The 19,083-nt window shown below is 48.4% G+C and carries 15 protein-coding genes, 1 tRNA gene and 1 pseudogene; 8 read left to right on the top strand and 9 right to left on the bottom strand.

The window, feature by feature from the left end; genetic code table 11:
• The first annotated feature begins 118 nt into the window (after nucleotides 1–118).
• Entirely contained in the window at nucleotides 119–253 is a 135-nt protein-coding gene (locus BLT02_RS17995; RefSeq protein ID WP_347475023.1) for a flavodoxin family protein, read from the top strand.
• Nucleotides 254–342: 89 nt separating this feature from the next.
• Nucleotides 343–756: an EamA family transporter gene (locus tag BLT02_RS14755; protein ID WP_027434472.1), complete on the top strand. Its 414-nt coding sequence runs from the start codon at nucleotides 343–345 to the stop codon at nucleotides 754–756.
• Between the two features lie 110 nt (nucleotides 757–866).
• Here the strand turns inward: BLT02_RS14755 and BLT02_RS14750 are convergent, their stop codons facing one another.
• From BLT02_RS14750 to BLT02_RS14710, 9 genes and pseudogenes are all read right to left on the bottom strand, one after another.
• The gene (locus BLT02_RS14750) at nucleotides 867–1,211 is read right to left on the bottom strand and encodes a hypothetical protein (protein ID WP_092997204.1); all 345 of its coding nucleotides are present in this window, start codon (nucleotides 1,209–1,211) and stop codon (nucleotides 867–869) included.
• Nucleotides 1,212–1,247: 36 nt separating this feature from the next.
• A complete protein-coding gene (locus tag BLT02_RS14745; RefSeq protein WP_092997201.1) occupies nucleotides 1,248–2,573 on the bottom strand; it encodes a DUF6017 domain-containing protein in 1,326 nt (441 codons plus the stop codon).
• A 26-nt stretch (nucleotides 2,574–2,599) separates the two neighbouring features.
• Entirely contained in the window at nucleotides 2,600–3,535 is a 936-nt protein-coding gene (locus tag BLT02_RS14740) for a ParB/RepB/Spo0J family partition protein (protein ID WP_242869839.1), read from the bottom strand.
• Nucleotides 3,504–4,268, bottom strand: a pseudogene (locus BLT02_RS14735) (ParA family protein); the annotation flags it as partial. The pseudogene BLT02_RS14735 and the gene BLT02_RS14740, both read right to left, overlap by 32 nt.
• Before the next feature lie 124 nt (nucleotides 4,269–4,392).
• On the bottom strand, nucleotides 4,393–5,409 hold the full coding sequence (locus BLT02_RS14730; protein WP_092997199.1) for a tyrosine-type recombinase/integrase: 1,017 nt from the start codon (nucleotides 5,407–5,409) through the stop codon (nucleotides 4,393–4,395).
• Nucleotides 5,396–6,382, bottom strand: a complete 987-nt coding sequence (locus BLT02_RS14725) for a tyrosine-type recombinase/integrase (RefSeq protein WP_092997196.1) — start codon at nucleotides 6,380–6,382, stop codon at nucleotides 5,396–5,398. The genes BLT02_RS14730 and BLT02_RS14725 overlap by 14 nt, the downstream gene beginning before the upstream one ends.
• A complete protein-coding gene (locus tag BLT02_RS14720; RefSeq protein ID WP_092997193.1) occupies nucleotides 6,382–7,593 on the bottom strand; it encodes a site-specific integrase in 1,212 nt (403 codons plus the stop codon). The genes BLT02_RS14725 and BLT02_RS14720 overlap by 1 nt, the downstream gene beginning before the upstream one ends.
• Nucleotides 7,594–7,808: 215 nt before the next feature.
• Entirely contained in the window at nucleotides 7,809–8,693 is an 885-nt protein-coding gene (locus BLT02_RS14715; RefSeq protein WP_092997191.1) for a ParB/RepB/Spo0J family partition protein, read from the bottom strand.
• A gap of 556 nt (nucleotides 8,694–9,249) precedes the next feature.
• Nucleotides 9,250–9,323: transfer RNA gene (locus BLT02_RS14710), tRNA-Arg, on the bottom strand.
• Between the two features lie 914 nt (nucleotides 9,324–10,237).
• Here BLT02_RS14710 and BLT02_RS14705 point away from each other — a divergent pair.
• From BLT02_RS14705 to BLT02_RS14680, 6 genes are all read left to right on the top strand, one after another.
• On the top strand, nucleotides 10,238–12,049 hold the full coding sequence (locus BLT02_RS14705; RefSeq protein WP_092997188.1) for an MATE family efflux transporter: 1,812 nt from the start codon (nucleotides 10,238–10,240) through the stop codon (nucleotides 12,047–12,049).
• Between the two features lie 153 nt (nucleotides 12,050–12,202).
• Nucleotides 12,203–13,744, top strand: coding sequence for a DUF1538 domain-containing protein (locus BLT02_RS14700; protein ID WP_092997185.1), 1,542 nt, complete (start codon nucleotides 12,203–12,205; stop codon nucleotides 13,742–13,744).
• Nucleotides 13,744–14,412 (top strand): P-II family nitrogen regulator, encoded by a 669-nt coding sequence (locus tag BLT02_RS14695; RefSeq protein WP_092997182.1) that lies wholly within the window; start codon nucleotides 13,744–13,746, stop codon nucleotides 14,410–14,412. Before BLT02_RS14700 ends, BLT02_RS14695 begins: the two co-directional genes overlap by 1 nt.
• 204 nt (nucleotides 14,413–14,616) lie before the next feature.
• Nucleotides 14,617–15,654, top strand: a complete 1,038-nt coding sequence (locus BLT02_RS14690) for a Gfo/Idh/MocA family protein (RefSeq protein ID WP_092997179.1) — start codon at nucleotides 14,617–14,619, stop codon at nucleotides 15,652–15,654.
• 302 nt (nucleotides 15,655–15,956) lie between these two features.
• Nucleotides 15,957–16,541, top strand: coding sequence for a rhomboid family intramembrane serine protease (locus BLT02_RS14685; protein ID WP_092997176.1), 585 nt, complete (start codon nucleotides 15,957–15,959; stop codon nucleotides 16,539–16,541).
• A 138-nt stretch (nucleotides 16,542–16,679) separates the two neighbouring features.
• Entirely contained in the window at nucleotides 16,680–18,992 is a 2,313-nt protein-coding gene (locus BLT02_RS14680) for a Sip1-related alpha-galactosidase (protein WP_175453870.1), read from the top strand.
• The last annotated feature ends 91 nt before the right edge of the window (nucleotides 18,993–19,083 follow it).

The following is a 19,083-nucleotide window of genomic DNA, read 5'->3' as shown; positions in this document are numbered from 1 at the left end:
GCGTCGCTATGGTGTTGTGTTTACATTTCACAACGGCGCGGATTCATACTATTCCGTGCGCGGCTGGAGAGGTTATGTAATGGTTTGATATAGTGAGTATTACAGGACTAACATCTTATTGAACCATGAGATGTTCATTGCGGGCTCCAACTACTGGAATATGGCTTATGGTCAGATGCCGGGCGATATGGAGCAGGATGAGGAAGGCATGAACAACATGCGGAATCTTGGACTGAACATGGCATTCTGCTGAAAGCATTGAACTGAAGTTTGGCGTTCAAGCTTTTGGTGGAATAATTGTCCTGTATCCGGCACCAAATCGGGATTTGAAGGAGTATCACTATGTGGTTTTTATTAGCGCTTGGTTCGGCAATCTTTGCCGCACTGACATCAATATTGGCAAAGATAGGAATTGAAGGTGTCGGATCGAATCTGGCTACTGCGATCCGTACGATGGTTGTTGTTATCATGGCATGGGGAATGGTATTTATTACTCATCAGCAAGCCGGAATAAAAGACATTAGCCAGAAATGCTGGATTTTCCTGATTCTGTCCGGCCTTGCTACTGGTGCCTCATGGCTTTGCTATTACAAGGCCTTGCAGATGGGAGACGCTTCAAAAGTCGTCCCGATTGATAAGTTGTCCGTTGTCATTACGCTGATACTGGCGTTTGTTTTTCTGCATGAAGAATTTACTTTTAAGTCAGTGATAGGGTGTATCCTGATTGGAGCCGGAACATTGCTGATGGTTCTGTGATACAAATTCCAGTATGTCGATATGGTTGAAAGCGCCAGATAAGGGTACTGCTTCGGAATGACCGTCGGCAGCACCCTTTCTTTCTGTCAGTTGATAAGTCAGACCCTGCTTCATCTATGGAGCCATAAGGATATCTGCAGATTTAACAGTGTTATCCTTTCAATCATCCATCCTCCGGCCAGGGGAAGCATACAGAAGGCCACACCATAGCCTACGGTCCTCCACATCTCCGATAACGGGTCCAACCCAAATCCATAGCTCAGGAAGCCTGTTGCGATCAGAACAACTCCAAAGATATCAAAGAGAGGGCCGAAAAATCCTACAGCTATCGTACAGATCCATTCCAGCAGAGTCAGCCCGATAATGACAGGGATGAGCAAGATCTTCAAGATAAACCTTACCAGCCAGATGATGATCCGTGCAATTCCAGTGACAATTCCCACAAAAGTAAACATGATTCCACCGCTCCTTTCTTTCAGCCTCCTGAAAGATCAATTCAACACATTCAGCTCTATTTCCCGGTGTCCCAGAACAAATTCAGGCATGTTGTGATTGACTTCAGCCTGGTAATACCCATCGATGGTTGTCGGGGCATTGAACAAGGCTGCCAGCAGGTATTTCCTGATGTTCTTAACTTTAGTCGTGTTTGTCTCGAGGCATCCCACGACGTAACGGATGTGCCCATAATCCAACTTCAGCAGCCTGCTCTTTACAATCTCTGCAGGGAAGTAGCTGCTGGCTATAAGGATCTCCTCTGACCTGCACAGGAGCGTCTCCAGGATCAGGTCAACGATCCCACAGAGCAGCTCATGTTTGGATGGAAATGTCAGGAGCAGGTTGTCAAACTCAATGTTCCTGCAGATAAGGCTCCTGTAATCAGCAGCAAGCGCGTTGATGGATGAGGATGATCCCATCGTATCGCATCTCATCTCATCGCATTGAGCCCCTTTCTGCTTTACCTCTACACTAGACGATGAGATATGATTCGATTCGATATTACTCAACTCAGTATTATTTATTTCAGTCTTATTCTTAAGAGGTGTCGATTTTGACACTTCTTGAGGTGTCGTTTTCGGTACTTCATGAAGTGCTGATTTTGGAACCTCTTGAGGTGTCAGTTTTGACACTTCTTGAAGTTCCGGTTTCGATACTTCTTGAAGTGTCGGTATTGACACCTCTAAGCCATCATGAAACAGTTCTGCTTTGCCTGAAACCTCCTCACGATCCTCTTCTGAGTATAATTTTATGATCCTGTCTGCCCGTTTTTCCGGACCCATGGAGGCTGCCTTCAAGGCAGAAGTATCATTTTCGGAACCTCTGTCAACAGAGACAGACGAACTCAACATATCGGCATCATCTCCCTTGGATCCTGTGGCCGGAATTCCTGAAGTATCTGTTTGGGAACCTCTGGAAACAGCCTCTTTCTCCTCCGGAACTGACAGGTTTTCCTCTTCGGTATCCGCATCGGACATGAAGCTCTTTACATACAGGATGTTCGGGAGGCCATGTCCCCTGCGTTTTTTCTCCAGCAGGCCGAATTTTTCCAGTTCTGCGAGCAGATCGATTGATTTTTTCTTGGAAAAACCCAGGTCTTTCTGTATTTCCCCAATTTGATATATGATGAACACACGGTTTTCAGCATCAAGCCATCCATTCTTCCTTGAAAGTGACATGCGGTCCAGAAGTACCCCATACAGCACCTTTGCCTGAAGTGAAAGATCAGAAAAAGTTTTATCTGTCAGCATGATCTTCGGAATCCGTATAAAGCTGAACTGATCCGCCTGGGATCCATAGTAGTAGTTGAAGTGTTTACTCATGCTCCATCATCTCCCTTGAAGTTCAGTTATTCGCCATTCAGTTCTTCAAAATCCTGTTTATGTTTCCAGTCCGACAGCAGATTTTCAATGACATCCCTCATCTGCGTCGATGTGTAATGTGCCGGAAAGAACTCCCTGAGTTTCTTCTCTGAGAAGGTCAGTTTAGTGGCAGGTCCTTTGCCGGGCTGGCTGTTGTTCAGCATGGAGATTATTTTGGCCTGTGTGATAGCACCAGTCTTCATTTGAGCCCGAAGGAGAACAACCTGATTCAGGCGAACCATGCCGTTGTCTTTGATGTATTCATAGAGCCACTTCTGGACTTCTTTATCGATGTATGAGATTTCAACGGCAACCGTAAACTGCAGACGCTTCTGATCGACATACTCGAGAAGTTCCGGGATCAACTCGGTGAGACGGATATATCGACGTATCTGATTTTTACTTTCTCCAAGTTCTTTTCCCAAAATCTCTGCCGTTTCCGACTTCCACCCAATTTGGGTGGAAGTTGTTTCTTTTCCCAAGTCTTGTCTTGAGCCTTGTCGCTTCATAGCATCCATCTTCATCTTGTAAGCAAATGCCTTTTCGCTCGGGAGCAGTTCCTCACGCTGGATGTTGGCATCCACCATCTTAACAATGGCTTCATCATCAGTCATTTCTCGGATAATAGCCGGAATACGGTCCATTCCGAGAAGTATGGCTGCGTGCATCCTACGGTGGCCGGAGACCATCTCATAGACGTCGTTCCCAATCGGACGGATGAGGACGGGAGAGAGAATGCCGTTTGCGCGGATACTTTCAACCAGATCCTCCATCTTTTCGTCGTCTATCACCTTAAAAGGATGGTTCCTGAAGGGATGGATCTTTACGACCTCTATGTCCATTGCGGATTCTTCGTTGCTGACGCCGAGCAGTTCCTCTACGCTTGTCAGTTTAATTTTCTGTCCTGGTCTGATCTTCTTCACCTCTGAGAACCTCCTTTGTCAGTCTTGAAAAACCTTCTGCAGCCTTGCACTTTGCTGCGTATCGGAAGATGCTGATCCCTTCTGAGCTTGCCTCCGCCACCTTAACCGAAAACGGTATGAATGACTCCATGATGCCCACATCATTTCCGTAGCTTTCCTGGAGCATAGCAGTTATGTCTTTTGCATAATTCGTCCTGTAGTCCACCATGGTGATCAGGATCCCCTCAACAGAGAGGCTTTTGTTCAGCCTCTTCTTCACAACGGAGATCGTTTTAAGGAGCATCTGCAAGCCAACGACCGGAAGATATGCTGCCTGCACAGGGATGATCACTTTATCTGCAGAAACAAGGGCATTTATCGTCATGATCCCCAGAGAGGGCATACAGTCGATCAGGATATAATCGTAGGAATCGCGGATCGTTTCCAGGAATTCTTTGAGGATCATTTCCCGGCTCATGACATTGGACAAGGATACCTCAATACCGGACAATTCCATGTTTGCAGGGATCAGGTCCACGCCTTCATCGTGATGCAGGATCCCTTTCCGGGACAGAGATTCCTCCTCATTTATGATGTCCATCATCATTGTTGCCAGAGTCACAGGGATGCTGTCCGGATCCGGATATCCGAGGCTGACTGTCAGGCTCCCCTGCGGATCGGCATCGATCAGGCAGACCTTTTTTCCGGCCATCGCCAGCCCGATCCCAAGGTTGGCAGCCACCGAAGTTTTCCCGCAATTATGCGAAGCTTCGCATAAGGTGGGTTATGGAAAGTAAGTAATTATGGAAAGTAAAGTCCCAAATCGTTGAGATTTACTGACTTGGGCCTTATATTTCTTTCCATAATCTTAAGAACCCTTACAAGGATTTCAGCCAATCAAGCAGATTCTTATCAGTTTTCCATTTAGGCAGTTTATCTTCCGCCGGACTTTTGTAGGCTTCAAGTAAGGCCTTGCGCTTCATGGATTCATCAGCTCGGGCGTAGATTTCAGTAGTAGAAACATCGGAGTGTCCAAGAAGATCCCGTATATAAACCAGATTTACTCCCGACTGAAGAAGATGCATGGCTTTACTGTGTCTTAACCAGTGCGGTGTTATTTCTCCTGAGATGTCTTTTACTCCAGCCATCTGTGCCTGAGATGCATATTTTTTCAGGATATAGGTAACACCTGCTCTGGTGAGAGGTTGTTTTCCTCCTCTGTTCGTGAACAACGGGTTCCTACTTTTTGATGGATGCGATAAACCGTATCCTTCGATGTATTTTCTTAGAAGATCTCCAGTAGGTGCCATAACAGGAACGATACGGCTTTTGCCACCTTTCCCTGTAAGGATAATAGTCACTGTATCGTTAAGATTAATATCACAGACCTTAAGGTCGACCAGTTCCTGTACGCGTGCCCCGGTATCATATAAAAGTGAAAGCAGTACCGCATCACGCCGTCCCTGCACTGTGTTTCTGTCCGGTTGGCCTAATAATCCTTTTACACTGTCGAGCGAAAGATACATGAGTGGCGGTTTGTCTGCCTTCTTCATTGGAATGTTCAGTACCTTTTGACTCTGCTCCATGTACTGTGGTGCTTCTACTATCAAAAACCTAAAGAAGGAATGAATAGCGGCCAGCCGCTGATTTCGGGTAGTACATTTACAGCCGCGTACTTCTTCAAGCCAGTTAAGAAAGCGCATGACAAGATCACGATCTACCTGTGAAACTATAAGTTTTTCCGGGGAGAGCTTTTCTTCGTCACGGCAGTATTCAAGAAGTAATGAAAAACTGTCGCGATAAGAGAGCTGGGTATTCTTCTTGCTTCCGAGATGGCCGGGAAGGTATACGCCAAGGAACTGAGTCAGATATCGGGCAAAATCAGTCTCCTTCATGTATCACCTCCGGTATTACATACGAACAGGTTTTCTCGACCTGTTTCATCAAGTCAGGATAGACCTCTGAGGTGAGTCTGAGATACTGAGCAGTTGAACGTATATCCACATGCCCCATGTATGTCGAAAGGATCGGCATCATTGCGGTAAGATCGACTCCTTCGGTAATCCATTTCTGCAATACATGGACAGCAAATGTATGCCTAAGGTCATGAAGCCTCGGGCCATGTCCCTTTCCGCCATGTGAAATGCCTGCCCCGACCAGATATCTGCGATATCTCTGGTAAATCGTCATCGGACTTATCCTTGTACGATCCGGTGCCATGAAAAAATACTCGGTGTCCTTTTCCCACCAGATATGCTCGGCATAGGATTCACAGGCTTCCCTGACGGAATCAGAAAGGGGGATATACCTGTCACGACCATTTTTTGGATCATGTAATGTAAGAATGCCGGCCTCAAGATTCACATCGCAAAACCTGAGATTGCACACCTCTGATACGCGCAATCCGCAACCGTATAGTATCCTGAAAATAACAGGCAGGGCCAGATGCATGTTTTTCGCGACTTCCTGAGGTTTCGTGGCATCAGCCTCTTTGATGATCGAGCGGACCTGTTCATGTGTAAAAATGTAAGGTACAAACGACTTGGCATATAATCCACGCTGTTCCGGAAGGATATAGGCATCGTATCCAATGCTGTCCAGGTAAATGGCAAACTGTCTTATACAGGTTATGTTGTGAGCACGCGTTTTATTAGACTCACCCTCTTTCGGAGATATCCACGCTTCAGCCAGTTTACGGGATATCTCAACAGATACTACGCCTTGCTCCATAGCGAAACGGCAGAAACGTGACAAACACTTGGGTTCGTTTTCATATTTGAAGCCACAGTTTCTTTTGTACTGGATGAAGTCCTCGGCTGCTTTTGCAAACGGGCCGGTCATTTTAGGTGGTTTTCTTTCTCTTGACATTAGAACGGCACCTCCAATGCACACCTCTTAAGCTCATTGATATCGATACGAAGATAAGTCATCGTAGTCTCTGTACTTGCATGTCCGAGGATTTCTGAGATTACCGGCAGTGGAATCTCATGCTCAAGAAGACGCTTTGCCAGACTGTGACGAAGCGCATGGGATCCGGATTTCCTTCCTTCGAGGCGAATACCTGCCTTTACAAGGCGCTCATGAACCAAAGCGCCGACTGCACCGGGATTAAACTCCGTATAGGGTGGCTTTATCCTGATAAATACATGATCAGAATCCGATTTTGGTCTGGCATTTTTCAGGTAGTTAATGATAGCTTCTCCAACATCTGATAAAAGCGGAAGTTTAAGAGGGTTACCTGTTTTGACCTGTGTCAGACTGATCATGTCATTCTCCCAATCAATGTTGGAAAAGCGGAGATTTGCTACATCACTGCTTCTAAGTCCCAGTCTGGCCAGCAAAAGAATGATGGCATAATCACGTATCCCACATGGATTGCCCATATCAATGGCAGAAAGAGTGTCACGAACCTCCTGTGCAGTATAGGTCGAGGGAAGACGACTATTCCTGTTGCAATGCGGATTCGGAATCTTCAGAAAAAGATTGTCCTGTATAAGCCCATTCTCGAAGCAATACTTAAGATAGAGACGTACAGCCCTCATGATAGCGTTTATTGTAGGTTTTTCAAAAACAGCGAGTGACTTCAAAAAATCCAGAACAACAGAAACGGTAATGCTATCAATTGAATGTAGATCCTTCGTTCCTAAAAAGGAAAAGAACCTGAAAAGATACAGGCGAGAGACTTGTATGCTCTTGGGTATGATTCCTATCTTTTTCCGATAGGCAATATACGAGTCAGCACTTTCCTTAAAAGGTTCCGGAAATATATATTCCTTTCGTGCAGCTGTAAGATACATATCCACAGCTCCGGTCATCTGATATTCAGAGATTGCATTGATGCAGCGAAGATACATGCTGCACCACTTTTTCTCAGCAATCTTTTGGGACATGTAGTAATGATCTTCTAAAAACCGGAGCCCAACGTCCATACTGAAGTAATCAATACCATGCTCATCGGCATAGATGATGAACTGACGGGATACGGTTCTTAAGCGCTTCTGGAAGTAATCTGAAGCATTGGCTTTTGCTAAAGCCTCCTGAGTCCCGTCCATTAACTGTTGCAACTTGTTCGTCTCCATTGAAAACATCCTCCTTAAATGTGTCTTTTACACTACCCTGCAAAGGATGATGTATTATGCAAAGTTAATCAACGAATTAAGGCAGTATTTTCAATGAATTGTGGAGACAACTTTTCATAATCTACCACTTTCCATAACCACAGCCTCCCTTTTGGTTCGCTATTGCTATCACTTTTGCCATTTCTTTGTCCTCCTGTCTGCTTTTCTCATTCCGCTTAATTCTCTGACTGCGTATTTCCAAGCTGCTGAGCTTGCCAGAGTTTCAGGATATCCAGGATCCTTTCCTTCATCCTCTCCGCTGAATATTCTTTCGGGAAAAACCTGTGCAGCTGTTCATTCTTGAAGGTGACTCGGTTGATCTCGCCTTTTTTGACCTCACCCAGGATCTTCTTCATTTCCTGCAGATCCAGCTCGCCGTCCCTGCTGAGCTTCTTCATCCTCTGTGCCTGCGACAGGGAAGGGGAGGACTGGGTGTATGCCATTGCCTGGATCAGATTCTTCTGTTCCTCCTCCGTAAGGAATGATGCCTCATAAGCCGGAGTGAACCCGATCTTCCCGTCATCCAGCATCTCAAGGATCTCCGGTACAAGATCTGCGATCCTAAGGTAGCGCTGGACCTGTTTCGGGCTCTCACCCATCTCTTCACCCATGATCTCGATGGATTTCCTCCCCTTGTACTGGTAGTCATCCTGCCCATTGCTGCTGAACCCGTTCTTGCGCTTAATCGCGTCATACTTCATCTTGCAGGCAAAAGCCTTTTCACTGGGGAATATGACCTCCCTGTGCATGTTGGAATCCACCATGCTGATCACAGCTTCCTCATCCTTAAGGACACGGATGATCACCGGGACTTTCCGGTATCCGAGCTTCTGTGCAGCATATCGTCTGCGGTTTCCGGAAATGATCTCGTATGCACCATCCGGGATGGGCCTTACGATCAGGGGATTCAGGATGCCGTACTTTTTAATACTCTCCATGAGCATGTTCATCTGATCATCAGGTTTTACCTTGAAGGGATGCCCCCTGAATTCCCTGAGCCTCTCCACCTCGATCTCAACGATCCTTTCCTTTTCCCCGATCCCGCTGTTCTTCTCCTGCATGTTTATCCTCCTTGTCTTTCCCAAACTCGTGAGCGCTGATGCTGCTGAACAGGTCTTTATCCTTACCCTGGCACCGGTGGCCATCCCCTCCGCTTTTTCCGGAAGAGAAGAGCAGATACCGGGTAAAAATGCTTCTCCCTGCAGGTGATTTGCCGATTTTTGCACGAAAAAAGCCCGTTCAGACCAGATCTTTGGTTTCAATCTGATCCAAACGGGCCACTTTTCCATTTGCCGTCTGCATTAGCAGGTGCTAAGAATTGTAATATTGTCTCTCCCAATCTCTGCTAACCGGGTTAGCTGACGGACTTACAGGCAGGAACAAATTTCACGGTTTTACTCCGTTTTTCATCGATTTTCCATACCTGACAGCCGGTGTTCCCCTTGTATTAGCCAGACCCTCTTTTGAGGCGATTAGCTGCGAAATGCTTTTCTTAGCTGGATCCACAGCAGTTCAGCTAATTGCTTAGCAGGGAGGCTGCTCGTAATTTCATTTCCCTATAAACGAAAAATGAGAGCGAGCGATTAGCCAGCTAATCGTTCCACTCTCATTTGAGCCCGTCCGCGAGGTGACTCGAACACCCGACCTACCGCTTAGGAGGCGGTCGCTCTATCCAACTGAGCTACGCAGACACGTCCGGAAACCCGCATAAATACTGGGTTTTTTGCCTTTTTGAGGCCCGGTAAATGATTTATGATCTCGGCTGATTGCTAATTCAGCCGGAGACTTTTGAGATGTTTTTTTCGATTCGGTTGCAAGAGGGTGAAACTCTTTTTAAAAGTAACTCTTTCGCAACCAGCGTCGATTTTTTGACTGGAATCGAACTCCAAGTACACAACTTTTTCTTGCTGCGTTTCACCACCCTGATTTCTTAGGAGGCGGTCGCTCTATCCAACTGAGCTACGCAGACACATTATATTTCGTCCTGCAATTGCAGAACATATTTATTATACATGATAATAATCATTTTGCAAGAGATTTTTTATTATGCTGTCGCCAAGATTCTCGTACTCCTTTCATGCATATTAAGCTCATACAAGTCCTTTGGGTTAAAGCTCTCGCAGTCATCCCTCATTCTTAATGTTCATACACCGTTTTTAAAGAATAGATATATATTGATTGAATGAGGCTTGTTATTCGAAAATCCCCACTTAATAACGTTACTTCCAAGTCCTTCTATACATAAGCTTACAATAATGTGCAGTACCTTCTTATAAAGATCTAACTCATAAGTATCTGACTCAAACATCCTTAAGCATTTTTAGCCTGAAACGTTTGTTGGATAGGAACTGCAAGGACTATTTCCCTTTAATCGATGTCCTGTTTTTTGGTACAATAGACCATAATGAATGAGAATATCAATCAGAATATCGAGCATGAAAAGAATCCGGGTTTAACCGTCCGTTGAGCCGTTAAATGAGCATCTTATCGCACCGGGCGGCCCTGCACATGCAGGTGCAGCGCACGGGAAGAGCGGTCTGTTCAAAACAGGGCAGCCGGATGGATGATCAGATTCAGATGAATTTTGAGTGAGGGAATTTTTGCGATGAAACATACTATTTCACATTCAATGGTAACAGCAAAACTATGCTTCCGGCTGCTGCCGATCCAGATCCTGCTGGCAGTTATAGGAGCGTTCAATGGCATCGTTACCAGCCTGTTTGCATCAAATTTCATAGGGCAGGATGCTATGAGTGCTGTGGGGCTGTTCGCCCCGATCAGTATGTTTATCGGTGCCGTCAGCACAATGCTCCTGGGCGGATCGCAGATCCTGAGCGCGGAATACAAAGGGAAAAACCAGGTCACTCGTACCCAGGAGGTATTCTCTTTGGATATGGTGCTCGGTTTTGCTTTTTCGGTGTTTGTTGCGGTTCTCCTGGCTGCAGCAGGCGCATTCAACTGGACCGGAATGTTCACGAATGATCCTGCAGTGCGGGTCTTTTTTAATCAGTATCTGATCGGTATGTCAATGGGCATCCTGCCGCAGGTTCTGGGGCAGCAATTGTCAGGGTTTCTTTCTCTGGAAAACCAGACGAGGCTCACACTGGCCGCCAGTACCGTATATATTCTGGTGAATCCGGTTTTCAATTACATTTTTATCATGAAACTCGGGATGCAGGCGCTCGGACTTGCTTTGGCCTCAGTTCTCGGACTGTGGGTCTTCTTGATTATCCAGGCGCAGTATTTTTTTACGAAGCGGGCAAACTTTCGTTTCCAGCTGAAGGGCTTCCGGATAAAAGACTCCTGGTCTATCGTCAGGATCGGTGCCCCCGGAGCATTAACCTGTGGATATCTGACAATACGCGGGTTCTGGGTCAACGCGCTGATCACGTCCTTCGTTGGAGCGGTCGGACTTTCCGCCTTTACGGCATGCAACACCTTCCTGAATTTGTTCTGGGCTGTTCCCAACGGCATGGCCGCGGTATCAAGAATGCTGTTCAGCGTGGCACAGGGTGAGGAGGACCGGCAGACGATACAGGATATAATGCGGAATGCGTTATATCGATATGTTCCTATCATGCTTGCAGTGGCGGGATTCATTGCCATAATGGCAGTTCCCTTTACCAGGCTGTATTATCAGGATAAAGGCGATCCGGTCTTTATGATGACGGTCTGGGGATTCCGGCTTCTTCCATTCTGTATGCCGCTTTCCCTGATCTGTATGCACTTCGTCTGCTATGGGCAGATTTCCAACAAGCTGATCCTGGTCCGTATTCTTTCGGCTTTGGACGGGGTGGTGGACGTCGTTTTCTTTACAGCTGTCCTGATTCCGTTGATCGGTATAAGAAGTGTTTACTGGGCGAATATCCTTAACGGTACAGTGACTACGGTGGTTATTCTTCTTTATGCATCTCTCCGGAACCGGCATCTCCCACGCAGCATGGATGAGCTGATGGTGATACCGAAGGATTTCGGAGCAGAGGAGAGTGAGCGCCTGGATATATCGATCAGTACGATCGAGGAGGTCGTATCACTGTCATCCAGAGTGCAGGAGTTCTGCGCCTCTAAGGGGATCGATCACCGAAGATCCATGCTGTCAGGACTGGCAATTGAAGAAATGGCGGGGAATATTGTCCAGCACGGATATTCAGAGGATCATAAGAAGCATAATATTGAAGTACGTGTCGTTCATAAGGATGGCTCGCTGATCCTGAGGATCAAGGACGACTGTGTTCCATTTAATCCTGCTGACAGAAGAGACATAGTCGATCCAGAGGATATTACCCAGAATATCGGTATCAGAATGGTCTATTCTATGGCGGAAAGTGTACAGTATCAAAATATACTTGGATTGAATGTGTTAACCATCCGAATGCCTGCTCAAGCACACAAAGAGGGAAAATTGTACTATAATTAGTCCGGGCGGTGAAAAAATTAAACCCATGAGAAGGGAAAGAAAACCGGAGAGACCATTATCCGAGTCTGGTCAGTGAGTGACGAGTAACAAATAAACCATAAATCCATGATAACCATAAACCCCTGATAAGAAAAAGTAACCCGAGGAGTCACCATGCTTAAAAACAAAATGCTGATCAATAAGCTCCAGGAATCGTTGAAGTCAGTTATGCCCATAGGGATTATCGTCTGTATCATTGCTTTCCTTGCGGCACCGGTTGCGACGGATGCCATGCTCTCTTTCGTTGTGGGCAGTGTCCTGCTGATTTTCGGGCTCAGCATTTTTATGTATGGTTCCGATAATTCGATGGTCGTGATCGGAGAGCATCTGGGGAGCACGCTGACAAAATCCCGGAATATAACGATCATTCTGGTTGTGAGTTTTCTGATCGGAGTCATTATCACTATGGCAGAGCCGGATCTGAAGGTTCTGTCAGGGAATGTGCCCCACATAGATCCCTTTGTGCTGATTTTGACTGTGTCTGTCGGTGTCGGGCTTTTTCTTGTGCTGTGTATGCTCAGGATCCTGTTCGGCATCAGTCTCAGGCTGCTGCTCATTATTTTTTACGGGATTATTCTTGTACTGGCCCTTCTGTCCGACCCCGATTACATCAGTCTGGCTTTTGACTCCGGTGGCGTGACCACGGGGCCGATGACGGCGCCCTTCATCATATCTCTGGGCGTGGGCGTCGCCGCGATCAGAAGCGACCAGAAGGCAGAGGATGACAGCTTCGGGCTCGTCGCGCTATGTTCTGTAGGACCGGTTCTTGCCGTCCTTCTGCTGGGCTTTTTTTATCCGGGAACTGTATCTGAAATAGCGTCTGAAGCCGCGCGCCGCTACACGGATACTGTCGATCTGGGATTTGCTTATATCAAATCTATCCCGGTCTTTATGAAGGAAGTCTTCGCAGCCCTGGCACCCATTCTTTTTATCTTTCTCGTTTTTCAGGTGCTTTCCTTCCACCTGAAAAAGGATGCGTTTTTAAAGATCGTTTACGGCATTGTGTTTACTTATATCGGCCTGGTCATATTCCTGCTGGGAGCCAACCTTGGTTTCTCGGCGCTGGGGCAGATCCTCGGGCAGACCATGTACAGCGGCTGGACCAGATATCTCCTGATCCCGGTATTTGCCCTGATCGGCTGGTTCGTCGTATCAGCGGAACCGGCTGTGCATGTCCTCACCAGGCAGGTCGAAGAGATCAGCGCAGGCGCGGTGGGCAGCAAGGCAATGCTGACCAGCCTTCAGCTTGCCATAGCTTTTGCCATGGCGCTCTCCATGATCAGAGTCCTCACCGGCATAAGCATCCTGTGGATCGTGGTGCCGGGCTATCTGATCGCTTTGGGACTGTCCTTCTTTGTTCCGCCCATATTTACGGCGATCGCCTTTGACTCCGGCGGTGTCGCGTCAGGTCCGATGTCGGCCACCTTCATGCTCCCCTTTGCAATCGGCGTCTGCAAAGCCGTCGGCGGCAGGATCCTGACAGACGCTTTCGGGACAGTCGCGCTCGTTGCCATGATGCCCCTCATCACGGTGCAGATCATGGGCGTAAGATATGTCCTTTCCAGAAAGGCCGTGGAAGAAGTATACCCTTCGCCGGAAGCATATATGGAACACTATGCTGACGCGGATATCATCGAGCTATGGGAGGTGGAGTGATGGATGTCAGTCTGGTAATAACGATCCACGACAGGATCGAACTCTACGACTTAATGAAGTTCTATGAAAGTAAAAATGTCACCCCGGTCGTCACTATGCTGGGAAGAGGGACGGCGACCGAGAAGCAGCTTCATCTTCTGGGCCTGGAGGCCATGCAGAAAGCTCTGATCGCGGGAGTCATCTCCGGAAAAGAGATCCCTGATTTTTTTAAAGATGCAAAGAGAGAATTTATGATCGACATTCCCGGGAATGGGATCATGATGGCTGTTCCGCTCAAAAGCGTGAGCGGAGGAAAAACACTTGCCTACATGACAAATCAGCGGGAGATGAATAAAGAGGTGCCCAAAATGGAGTTTAACTATGAACTGATCATAATCATCGCGAACAGCGGACATATTGACGATGTCATGGATGTCGCCAGAACAGCCGGAGCCGACGGCGGGACAGCCATTCATGCCAAAGGAACAGGCGCGAAACTTTCCAACAAATTCTTCGGCGTTTCCCTCGCCGAAGAAAAAGAAGTGATCTTCATAGTGGAAACCAAAGCCAAGAAGGCCGCCATCATGAAAGCAGTCGCCGAACAAATGGGCCCGGCCACTCCTGCCGGCGCCATCTGCTTTACCCTTCCGGTCTCTGAAATCGCCGGCTTAAGAATGCTGGAAGATTAATAAGAACACGGGAAGATTAATAAGAATGCTGGAAGATTGATAAGAACGCTGGAAGATTGATAAGAACGCTGGAAGATTAATAAGAACACGGGAAGATTAATAAGAACACGGGAAGATTAATAAGAATGCTGGAAGATTGATAAGAACGCTGGAATATTAATAAGAATGCTGGAAGATTAATAAGTAAGCGGAAGGAAGGGTAATATGAAACTTGGCATTATCGGAACAGGTAAGATCGTACATGAAGCTCTTTTTGCCATGGAGGAGATCGCTGAGATCGAGCGCACGGCTATTTTCGCAAGACCGAAGAGCCGGGAAAAGGGCGAGAAGCTGGCAGAAGAGTACGGGATCGGCAAAGTCTATACGGACTACACTGAGCTCCTTGCCGACAGCGGGGTTGACTGCGTGTATATCGGCCTGGTCAACAGCGCGCACTATCCTTACGCAAAGCAGGCGTTGCTTGCGGGTGTGAATGTTATTCTGGAAAAGCCGTTCGTCTCCACAGTGGCGGAAGCCAGGGAACTTGCGTCGATCGCGGCTGAGAAGGGTGTCTACTGCCTTGAGGCCATTACGACCCTGCACAGCAAAGTGTTTGAGAAGATGGCGGAGATCCTGCCGAAGCTCGGGACCCTGAAGATGGGGCAGTGCAATTATTCACAGTATTCCAGCAGATATAAAAAGTATCTGGCGGGTGAGATCGAGCCTGCTTTCGACCCGAATCTGTCGGGCGGCGCACTGTATGATATCAATCTCTACAATGTCTATCTGACGATCGGCCTTCTCGGTGCTCCGAAGGATGCCAGGTATTTCCCGAATCTTGGATTCAATGGGATTGACACATCCGGAACAGCAGTTCTCTGCTATGATGGAGTGACGGCAGTCTGTACAGCAGCCAAGGATTCGGACAGTCCGTCCTTTGCGATCTTCCAGGGCGAGAACGGCTGGATGCGGCTCATCGGCAAGCCGAATGTCATTGAGGGCGTCGATTATGAGTTTGCCGATGACACGAAGCCGCCTGTCCCCAATGCCGCGGGCGGTATGAGCCGCGCGATGGAGAGCGGGAAGTTCGAGGCTCCGGAGATGAGACACCGCATGACACAGGAGTTCATGGATTTCGCCCGGATCGTCGATACAAAGGACGATGCGGCGGCTGCTGCCTGTCTTGAGAGGTCTGTTGCGGTCATGACAGCGCTTGAGACGGCGAGAAAAAGCGCCGGGATACGGTTCGCAGTGGATGCATGATGCATGAGCAGGTGCGGATGTGTGACGTGAACAGGTGCGGATGCGTGAACAGGCACGAACGCGTCAGCAGGTGAGGATGTGTGACGTGAACAGGTGTGGGTGTGTGAGCAGGTGCGAATACATGGACACAGGGGACACGGGGCAGGCCTTAACGGCCTGCTCTTTTCGTTTCAATTATCGGCTGTTTACAAACTCATAACAGACCATGCTTCGGGTTTATATACAGCTGGTAAAGGACTATAATTATTCTGTATAATGACTGGACAGGTGATGCTAAAAATGTGTTAAGAGGTGAAAATATCATGAAGACAAATAATCTGAAAATAACATTTAATGCTCCTGTCACGCTGGGATTTGTCTTTTTGAGCTTTGCAGTCCTGGCAGCAGGTGCGCTGACCAGAGGTATGAGCACGCAGATGCTCTTTATGACCTGGCACTCCTCACTGCTCAATCCCCTGACCTGGCTGCGGTTTTTTACCCACGTGCTGGGACATGCCGGATGGCAGCATTATGTTGGAAATATGTCCTATATACTTCTTTTAGGACCGATGCTGGAGGAGAAATACGGCTCTGAAAAGATCCTGGAGGTGATCGGCGTCACTGCCCTGATCACAGGTGTTGTCAATTATATCCTTTTCCCGGCCAGTGCCCTGTGCGGAGCCAGCGGAGTCGTATTCGCGTTTATCCTGCTGACATCCTTTACAAATGTCCGATACGGAGAGATTCCTTTGACTTTTATTCTGGTTGCCCTTGTCTTTATCGGACAGCAGGTCGCGGAAGGTCTGTTTTTATCGGACAACATCTCTCAGTTTACACATATCCTTGGAGGAATTGTCGGAGCCGTCACGGGCTATGCACTGAGCGGGAATAAAAGAACGCACCGCTAAAACACCTGATATTGTCTGTAGGATGCGCCGTATAGAATACGGAAACACCAGAAAATGCTGCCTGTGAATTCGCCCCATTTAGGGACGTGCCGTAAAGAATACGGAAACACTCATGGCAGGTATGGAGAGGAAAAAATTATGAAACAGCATGCTCAACTGAAAATTGAGATCCGCCGTCAGAGTGGTGAGATTATTGCCGGTATGGTCCCTGTCGATCAGAACGGCTTCAATCAGAAAGGCTTCAATGAGGAAGGATACGAACATAAAGAATTCGACCAGGAAGGAATAGACCAGGAAGGAATAGACCAGGCAGGAATAAACCAGGAGAAAATTGATCAGAAAGGTTTTATTTTAAGAAATTCCCGCGTATGCCTGGAGGAGCACAGGTTGGGGGCGATTCAGATTGTCTCCCTTGATCTGGAACTGAAGCAGGAGGAGCATTGGGTTTTTGACGGCCTGGAGCAGGATGCTCCGATCCGTGTATATGTGCCTCTGGAGCCAAGGCCGGAGAAGATGACTGCCCTGTATCTTTTCAGTGACTGGTGGACGCGGCCGGCCTTTGTGGAGCGTTATGAGGAGATACCGCCGAATACCCAGGTACTTCTGATCAAGGGGAAGGAGGGCTTCGCCTGTCTTGTTCCCATGGTCGGTCAGCAGTGGAAGGCCACTGTCAACGGGGGGACGGAGGATGCGGTTTGTCTGGAGCTGAGCGCCGGTGTGGGCGGCTATATGCGTGTGGAGGAGCCGCTCTATATACTCGCCGAGGCTGATACCATTTCGGAGGCGGTGCACCTGGCCTTCACCTGGCTGGCCCGGGAGAAGGGGATCCTCACGCGCCGGGAACGGCGGGTTCCCGAGCACTTCCGGAGCCTTGGCTGGTGCAGCTGGAACGCTTTTTACACCGAGGTGGATGAGACCGGTCTGCGGCAGAAGGCAGAGGAGTTCGCAAAAAAATCTGTCCCGGTCCGCTGGATGATCATCGATGACGGCTGGATGAGCACCAGGGATACCTTCCTGACAGGATTCGCTCCTGACAGGAAAAAGTTTCCCAACGGCTTCTCTCAGATGGTGAAGGATATCCGGCAGAGTTCCACCATCCGGAAGTTCGGGGTCTGGCACGCCCTGGGAGGCTATTGGAGCGGTGTTCAGAAGCAGTCAGAGCTGGCCGGGCAGGAGGCAGACCACCTCAGAGAAACAGTCAATGGTCTGCTGGTTCCTGATCCGGAGAAAGGCGCGGATTTTTACCGTCACTGGTATCAGTTGCTGAGACGTGAAGGAATCGATTTTGTGAAAGTAGACGGGCAGAGCACTGCCGCGAGATACTTCAGAAGTACTCTTCCCATCAGTTCCGCTGTCCGGGGTATGAATGAGGCACTGGAGTGCGGTGCTTCTCCGCTGGACAATACTATCCTAAATTGCATGGGCATGGCCATGGAAAATGTACTTGCGCGCCCCGCATCTGCCGTTTCCCGAAACAGCGACGATTTCTTCCCCGACCGGGAGGGCAGCTTTACCGAGCATATTTTGGAAAATGCTTATAATGCGATCTACCATGATGAGCTCTATTGCTGCGACTGGGATATGTTCTGGACCAGCCACCCTGACGGCAGAAAACACAGCCTGCTGAGAGCCATCAGCGGCGGGCCGGTGTACTTCAGTGACCGGGTGGGGGAGACGAACCCCGATGTGCTCCGGCCTCTCTCTTACCTGGACGGCACATTGCCAGTCATGATCCGGTCTGCCAGACCTGCGGAGGACTGCGTGTTCTCTGATCCGCGGAAGGGCGGCGTGCTCAAACTTCACAACGCGGCTCCCTGGGGCAGCGGCATGGCCGGAGGCATCGCCGTTTTCAACCTGACCCGGGAACAGCAGAGCTTTTCTTTTGCGCCCTCTGATATCCCTGAACTGGAAAAATCCCCGCGCTATTGGGTCTATGACTGGTTCGGGAAATGTGCGTATTCCATCGGAAAAGACGAGCGGTTTGAGGGAACTGAGGCGGCGCAGGGCTTTGGCTGGTATGTCCTTCTCCCGGAAAAAGAATCCCTGTCCTGCCTGGGCCTGACAGAAAAATACGTGGGCTTTGCAGCGGTAGAGAGCGTGGTGGAAACACCGGGCAGCACCACTGTGGTACTACGGGAGACCGGCCCCATTTCCTGGCTGTCGCATCGGGTGTGCGTGAACGTGGAACTGAATGGAGTGGACGTCACGGCGCTGGTTTCCAGAAAAGACTTGATTTCCACTCTTACGGAGGATCTGACTGAGAAGGCTTTGCCGAAGAAGGATTTACCTGGAAAGGACCTGCCGGAGAAGAATTTATTGGAAAAGAATCTGACGGATCTCGGATCGGACGCGGCCCGGGACGGCGGAGTGAAAAAGAATGCAGCGGCAGCCTTATTTACTTTGACTCTGGAAGAAAAGCCTGAAAAAGCAGTATTGTGTATAAAGTGGTGACCATCCCCTGAGACATCCAGTATGCAGGACTGCGTTGCTGGGGCATTACAGGAATTGGTGATTGCATCAAAGCCCCGGACTGCGTTATTGG

This window comes from Sarcina sp. DSM 11001, assembly GCF_900101015.1.
Lineage (GTDB): Bacteria > Bacillota > Clostridia > Lachnospirales > Lachnospiraceae > CAG-791.
This window is presented reverse-complemented; position numbering and strand designations above follow the sequence as displayed.